At 64.9% G+C, this 7556-nt stretch carries 5 protein-coding genes; 3 read left to right on the forward strand and 2 right to left on the reverse strand.

Going from position 1 to position 7556, the window contains the following annotated elements:
* Positions 1 to 328 precede the first annotated feature (328 nt).
* A complete protein-coding gene (locus QMZ05_RS39670; RefSeq protein ID WP_353705700.1) occupies positions 329 to 2029 on the forward strand; it encodes a Spy/CpxP family protein refolding chaperone in 1701 nt (566 codons plus the stop codon).
* Between the two features lie 408 nt (positions 2030 to 2437).
* On the opposite strand, the gene QMZ05_RS39675 is transcribed toward QMZ05_RS39670, so the two are convergent.
* Both QMZ05_RS39675 and QMZ05_RS39680 read right to left on the reverse strand, forming a co-directional pair.
* Positions 2438 to 3826: a cytochrome P450 gene (locus tag QMZ05_RS39675; RefSeq protein ID WP_353705701.1), complete on the reverse strand. Its 1389-nt coding sequence runs from the start codon at positions 3824 to 3826 to the stop codon at positions 2438 to 2440.
* A gap of 196 nt (positions 3827 to 4022) precedes the next feature.
* Positions 4023 to 5195, reverse strand: coding sequence for a fumarylacetoacetate hydrolase family protein (locus QMZ05_RS39680; RefSeq protein ID WP_353705702.1), 1173 nt, complete (start codon positions 5193 to 5195; stop codon positions 4023 to 4025).
* Positions 5196 to 5342: 147 nt separating this feature from the next.
* Here QMZ05_RS39680 and ppk2 point away from each other — a divergent pair, with 147 nt between their 5' ends.
* Both ppk2 and QMZ05_RS39690 read left to right on the forward strand, forming a co-directional pair.
* Positions 5343 to 6302, forward strand: coding sequence for a polyphosphate kinase 2 (gene ppk2 / locus QMZ05_RS39685; RefSeq protein WP_353705703.1), 960 nt, complete (start codon positions 5343 to 5345; stop codon positions 6300 to 6302).
* 245 nt (positions 6303 to 6547) lie between these two features.
* The gene (locus QMZ05_RS39690) at positions 6548 to 7426 is read left to right on the forward strand and encodes a transporter substrate-binding domain-containing protein (protein WP_074128494.1); all 879 of its coding nucleotides are present in this window, start codon (positions 6548 to 6550) and stop codon (positions 7424 to 7426) included.
* The last annotated feature ends 130 nt before the right edge of the window (positions 7427 to 7556 follow it).

Consider the following 7556-nt stretch of genomic DNA (forward strand, 5'->3'; position numbering starts at 1 on the left):
CGAACACTTCCACGCCGTCGCCGCAGGATGGAGCCTCAGAGATCTGTGCATGCCCTAGTGCTTTCGCAGGGACGACACCGGATATGTTGCGCCGCCAGCGAGTCAAACATCCACATTCTCGCGACATTATCGTCCGAGTCTTGCTCTTCGTTCCGCCCTCCCTTGAACAGATGGCGAAGGGAAAGGCGGGTGCCGATCGCAGCGCGGAACAACCGGCCCGCAAAGACCAAAGAGTTGCGTGCAATTCACGTCTCGGCGGGAACCGAGCGGCAACGTGGCGTGTTGGTGTCAGGCATTATTGAGTGTTTTGACACAAGTGAGAACGAACATGGCTCGCCGCAAACATCCATGGTTGGCACTCGTCGCAGTTCTCGCGGCCGCAGCATCGCTGACGCTGCTTGCGGATCCCGCTCAGGCGGCCCGCGGCGGCGGCCATGGCGGCGGCGGTGGCGGATTTCATGGCGGCGGTGGCGGCGGCTTCCACGGTGGAGGCGGCGGTTTCCACGGCGGCGGCGGTGGATTTCACGGTGGCGGCGGTGGATTTCACGGTGGCGGCGGTGGTTTCCGCGGCGGGGCGATGGGCGGCTTCCATGGCGGTGGTGGTGGCTTCCACGGCGGCGGCGCCCGCGCGGGCGGTTTCCATACCATCCATGCGGCGCCCCATGCCGCGACAAGGATGGGGCGCGGCGGCGGCGGCGCGCGGCAATTCCATGCCGCCCACAATCCGGCCATGACCCATGGCCCCGCGGTCGGCCGCAATCCGGCGATCTCGCACGGCGTAGCTGGCCGCCAGGCGCCCTCGGCCGCCGCGATGCGTCGCAACGCCAGCGCCGTTGGCCGCACCCTGTCGTCGCGTCCGGTCACGGCCGCCCTGCGCAGCCCGGGCGGCTTGCACAACCCGGCGGCGCGCGCCGCGATCATGACGGCCGCCGCCGGCGCAGCCTGGGGATTTCACAACAACAATGGCGGCTGGTGGTGGCGCCATCCGCATGGCGGCTTCGGCTGGGTCGGCCCGGTGTTCTGGCCGTATGCCTATTACGATCTCTATGACTATGCGTGGTGGGGCGACGACTACGACCCGTACTTCTGGGACTATGGCTACGGTGACATCTACACCGGCCTGTTCGGCCCCTACGACTACGGTGCACTGAGCGGCTATGCCTACTATCTGCCCGGCTACGCCGGTCCGCGGCCGTCCGTCACCGGTCGATCCAGTGCCCCCACTCAAACCAACACCCTCGCCGACATGTGCGGCAGCGACAGAAGCGATATCGCAGGCTTCCCGATCGAGCAGTTCCGCAGCGCCATTCAGCCCAGCGCCGAGCAGAGCGCTGCGCTCGACGAACTCGCCAACGCATCGCAGAAGGCGTCCGAGACCATTCTCAATTCATGCCCCAAGGACGTGCCGTTGACCGCGCCGAGCCGTCTCGCCTCGATGCAGCAGCGCCTTCAGGCGATGCGCGAGGCGGTCGGCATTCTGCAACCGGCGCTGGAGAAGTTCTACGGGCTGCTCAGCGACGATCAGAAAGCCAAGGTGACCGCGCTGGCGGCAGATCAGCAACGCAGCAGGCGTGAAGCGACGTCAGGCAGCGGCAATTGCAACGCGGCGCAACCGGCCGCCATCGCATGGCCCGGCGACGTCATCGAACGCGACGTCAGGCCGACCGACGCGCAGCGGGCGAGCCTCGACGCCTTGCGGGATGCGTCGACAAAGGCCGAGGACACGTTGAAATCGTCCTGTCCGCCCGCCGACGCGCGCACGCCACCGGCACGCCTTGCGGCGGTCGGAGCAAGACTCGATGCCATGCTTCAGGCGATCGGGACGGTGCGGCCGGCGCTCGACACCTTCTACAACGCACTCAGCGACGAGCAGAAGGCCGCGTTCGATGCGGTCGGCCCCGAGCGGGACGGCGGCAGGAGCGCGATGGCCGCCGCAGGCGGCGACGAACCGCCGCGAGGTCATCATCGCCGCCACCACCGTCACGGTCCGAATATCGGCGGCATGATCTTCCGGATGATGGGCCTATAAGGCGCGCCGTCGCCTCTCGCATCGGCAGCATCACCTTCCGCGATGCCGCCTGCGCGCTACGGCGCGATCCAGATGCCAATCGCGATGATCGCCAATGAGACGGCAATCACGAGCACGTCGGTCGTGAGCCACTCCGGCATTCCATTTGCTGGCTGCTTGCTCATGTCCGCGACTCCCTCTGTTCGCGCCGAGCCACCATGCTGAAGCGGATAACGCACCAACGTGCGTGAAGCAGATCACACCAAACAGGAAAAAATGATTGCCAAAATTTTTCCGCGCATCGCGCGCGCAAGTTGCGACGTACGATCTACCTTCCGCTCAGGTTTCTGAACATGTTCGACAATGTCGCCCGCTTCGGCAGACACTAGCATATCCGCGCGCATGCGGACTCGAATGGCGCAATGCCCGCTACTGCGCAGATCTCCGGCTGATCAGCATCGGCAGCCCGTGCGCCGGACGCAGCGTGATGCGCTGGAGCGGTTGCACGTCGGCGTGCGACAGCAACCTCATCTCGAAATCGCGCATCAGAACAGCGAGCACGATGGTGGCTTCCTGCAAGGCAAACGACGCGCCGATGCAGGTCCGCGGCCCGACCCCGAATGGCAGATAGGCGAACCGCGGAATCGCGCTCCGGGCCTCCGGCAGGAAGCGCGAGGGGTCGAACGCGTCGGGGCGGCTCCATAGCCTGCGATGCCGATGCAGGACGTAGGGCGCGATCACGATCAGGGAGCCCGCGCCGACGGCCAGATCGCCCAGCCTGTCGGCCTTGCGCGCCGTCCGGCTGAGTGCGGCGATCGGCGGATAAAGACGCAGTGCCTCCTCGATCACCGCCTTCGTCACGATCAGCCGCTCGGCGAGATCATCGGCCGGATTGGTCAGTTCATGCTCGGCCTCCGCCACGACGCGTGAGCGCCATTCAGGCGACTGCGACAGGAGGAAGATCGACCAGGCGAGCGTGTTGGCCGTCGTCTCGTGTCCCGCGGAAAGGAAGGTGAGGATGTTGGAGCGAATCTCGCTCAGGCTCAGCTGTCGTCCGGTCGAGGGATCCGGTGAGCGTAACAACAGGGTCAGCAGATCGGCCGGGCCGTCGACCGGGACGGCATGTCCTCGACATCTGGTGCCGACGATCCGGTCGATCACGGTCTCGAAGTAGGCCATCGTCGCACGCAGGCGGCGATGACCCGGGCGTGGCACGAATTTGGGCATGCCGAGCAGATCGAGCGCGCCGATGCGGCCGGTCACGCTGAAATAGGCATTCATCGCCATCCGGAATTCGTCGAGATCGCCGCCGATGCCGTCAGAGAAAATCGTCAGTGCGAGCACGTTCAGCGTGACCAGCGTCATCTCGGCGGCAACGTCGAGCGTGGCATTGGATCCCATCGTTGCCCATTTCGCCGACAGTTCGTTGGCGGCAACCAGCATCGGCATCGTGAAGGAGGCGACGGTACGGCGCGCGAAGATCGGAGCGAGTGTTCGCCGCTGCACGTCCCAACGCTCTCCGTCGACGCTCAGCAAACCATCGGCCAGTCCGGACGAGAGGATGCGGCGCTGGATCGTGTCCTTGGGATAATTCCTCCAATTGTCCATCAGCACACGCTTGATGGCGTGCGGGTCATGGACCACGAATGCGTCAGTGAATGGCAGGCGGAGCTTGACGATGGGCTGCTGAAAGAAATCCGCGCTCCAGCACTCAAGAGGATTTCGCCGCAACCTGGTCAGCAACTCGAAAAATCCAAGCCGGCTTTGCGGAGGATGCGGGACAGGCGGGCAATAATCAGCCTCGCGGCACTGCAACATGGATCACCGTAGATAAATTCAATCTACCAGCGAATAATGTCAGGAAAAACGATCGGTTCCTCAAGCCGCGTGTCGTATTGCAGCGCGAAATGATCGCGGACGCGGCCGCAAAAAAGGCCGGCGTCGGTGGTGGGTTGGCCTGCTGTGCTCGTCGAGCTACGGCGAATGGAGCCGGTCAACCCACCTTATGCTCACGTCACAGCACCTTGCGCTGCGCCAGATTCTTCATCAACGCACCGACGCCGAATGTCCACGGCTCGCATTCGTCGCTGCCCCGCATCCGGTTGACCAGCTTGCCGAGCTGGGGCGCTGCGATGGTGACGATGTCGTCGCGCTTGTGGGTGAAGCCCTCGCCCTTGGCGTCGCGGTCCTTCACCGGCGCGAACATCGTGCCGAGGAACAGCGCAAAGCCGTCGGGATATTGATGTACGGCGCCGATGGTCTGGGCGACGAGATCGGTCGGGTCGCGGCTGATCTTGGAGATCGAGGAATGGCCCTCGAGCACGAAGCCATCCGCGCCCGTCACGGTCAGGCCGACATCCATCTTCCTGACGTCGTCGAGCGAGAAGGTCTGATCGAACAGCCGGAGCAGCGGGCCGATCGCGCAGGAGGCGTTGTTGTCCTTGGCCTTCGACAGCAGGAGCGCCGAGCGGCCCTCGAAATCGCGCAGGTTGACATCGTTGCCGAGCGCGGCGCCGACGATCTTGCCGGCGCCGGAGACGACCAGCACGACCTCCGGCTCCGGATTATTCCAGGTCGACTTCGGATGCAGCCCGGCATCCATGCCGGTGCCGACCGAGGACAGCGTCGGCGCCTTGGTGAACACTTCGGCATCGGGGCCGATGCCAACCTCGAGATACTGGCTCCAGGCGTTCTGATCGATCAGCACCTGCTTCAACCGCATCGCCTGCTCGGAGCCCGGCTTCAGCTTGGAGAGATCGTCGCCGACCAACCGCACCACCTCCTTGCGGATCGCCTCCGCCGAGGACGGGTTGCCGCGCGCCCGCTCCTCGATCACACGCTCCAGCATCGAGATCGCAAAGGTGACGCCGGCGGCCTTCAGCACCTGCAGGTCGACCGGCGCGAGCAGATGCGGTTTGGCCGCATCGCGGCGGTCGGGCGGCGTGTTGGTGAGGATCGTCTCGAAATCGCCGATCCGTTCACCGCGCGTGGCGCGCAATGCGCCGGCGGGATCGGCTTCCTCGCACAGCGCGCTCACGGTCGGAAAACGCGCGGTGACGTCGAACACGCCGTCCGCCCGCACCGCGACCACGGCCGGTCCACCCGCCTGCGGCAGCCAGACCCGTCCGACCAGCGTGCCGGCGGTGCCGTCCTCCGGCAGGACGTCTCTTGGTGTGAGCGAAATCATCGGCAACTCCCATTTTCGTGTTGTTGGCGCTTGTTAGCACAGCCGTGGCACCGGCGTGAAACAGTGGTCATGGCAATGTCATAGAGGGGTAACATCGCCCGTCAATGCTCCCGTCGATCCATCTAACACACTGAAAGACGGACCTTCATGACCGCTCCCCACCTCACCGACGAAGCCTCCCACGAGGACGCTTTGCGCGACGAAGCCTTCCGTGAGGAAGCCTTGCGCGCCCGCATCCACCAGGAGATGGCCGACAGCCTCGACGAGGAACTCGAGCTCGAGCTCGACGACATCAGGCTCGACGAACTCGAGCACGATGGGGCCGGACAGCCGTCGATCGACCGCAAGTTCTACTTCCGCGAATTGCTGCGGCTGCAGGGCGAGCTGGTCAAGCTGCAGGACTGGGTGCAGCACGAGAAGAAGAAGGTCGTAGTGCTGTTCGAGGGCCGCGATTCCGCCGGCAAGGGCGGCGTCATCAAGCGGATCACCCAGCGGCTCAACCCGCGGGTCTGCCGGATCGCGGCGCTGCCGGCGCCGAACGAGCGCGAGCGCACGCAATGGTACTTCCAGCGCTACGTCTCGCATTTGCCGGCCGGCGGCGAGATCGTGTTGTTCGACCGCAGCTGGTACAACCGCGCCGGCGTCGAGAAGGTGATGGGGTTCTGCACCGACGAGCAGTATGAGGAATTCTTCAACTCGGTGCCGGAATTCGAGCGCATGCTGATCCGCTCCGGCACCATGCTCTTGAAATACTGGTTCTCGATCACCGACGAGGAACAGGCGTTCCGCTTCTCGATGCGGATCCAGGATCCCCTGAAGCAATGGAAGCTGAGCCCGATGGACGTCGAGGCGCGGACCCGCTGGGAGCTCTACACCAAGGCCAAGGAAACGATGCTGGAGCGCACCCACCTGGCGGACTCACCGTGGTGGATCGTCGATGCCGTCGACAAGAAGCGCGCCCGGCTCAACTGCATCTCGCATCTCTTGGGCCAGATCCCCTATCAGCACGTCACCCACCAACCGGTGGTGCTGCCGCCGCGGGTGCGCAACCCCGACTATCACCGCGGCCCGATCCCGCTGGAGATGTATGTGCCGGGACGGTATTGAGGCGAGCGCGCTCTGCCCCCTCTCCCGCTTGCGGGGGAGGGTCGGGGTGGGGGCTCTCTCCGCGAGTCATATTGTGGAGAGAGCCCCCACCCGGATCGCATCTAAAGATGCGATCCGACCTCCCCCGCAAGCGGGAGAGGTGAAGAATCAAGCATCACCCTCGCCTACCAATGGCGAAGGCGCGTGCACTTGCTGGCACCGGGTACCGACGCTAGGCTTCGGCGATCTGGTGCAGGGAGGCCCGCTTGACTCAATCCGACGACATCAAAATTTCCGAAGATCGCCGCGACGCGCTGCGCTATGCGCTCGGGATCGGCAGCGGCGCGGCGCTCGCGGCCGCGATGGCGACCCCGGCCGCGGCGCAGGCGCAAGCCGATAACACGCTGGATCGCATCCGCGCCAACAAGGTGCTGCGGATCGCAGTGCTGCCTGGCGAGCTGCCCTATTTCAACAAGGACCTCGCCACCGGCACCTGGTCCGGCTTCTCGATCGAGATGGCCAACGATCTGGCAAAACTGCTCGACGTCAAGCTGGAATATGTCGAGTCGACCTACGGCAATTCGATTCTGGATCTGCAGGCCAACAAGATCGACCTCGGCTTCGCGCTCAACCCGACCCCGCAGCGCGCGCTGGTGGTAGATTTCACCAACCTCGTGTTCCCGCATCCGTTCGGCGCGATGCTGAAGAAGGGGCTCGAGGCCAAGACCTGGGCCGACATCAACAAGCCCGAGGTCAAGATCGCGGTCGACGTCGGCTCGGCCAATGAAGCGGTGGCGCGGCGCTTCGCGCCGAACGCCACCATCAAGTCGCTGAAGTCGCGCGACGAGGTGATGCTGGAAATGTCGTCGGGCCGCGTCGATTGCGTGGTCAACGCGCTGGTGCTCGGGCTGACCGCGATCGCCAAGAACCCGAATCTGGGCACCTACAAGATCCTGGCCTCGCCCTCGGTGACGATCGCGAGCGGCACCGCGGTGCGGCGCGAGCAGGACAAGCGCTGGCGCGATTTCCTCTCGGTATGGATCGACTACAACCGCGGCATCGGCCAGATGCGCGAATGGTTCGTCAAGGGCCTCGGGCTTGCCGGCGTCAAGCCGGAGGACGTGCCGGTGGAGCTGAATATCTGATGATTTGCTCTTGCTCGGTCTGAGCCCTGCCTGTCTCACCTCTCCCTCCGGGAGCAGGGCTATCGCATGTGGCCGAGGAGTTCGAAGAGGAAGGCATCGTTCCATCCGGCGCGCTTGAGCTTGCCACGCA

The sequence above is a fragment of the Bradyrhizobium sp. INPA03-11B genome (genome assembly GCF_040446015.1).
Classification (GTDB): Bacteria; Pseudomonadota; Alphaproteobacteria; order Rhizobiales; family Xanthobacteraceae; genus Bradyrhizobium; species Bradyrhizobium macuxiense_A.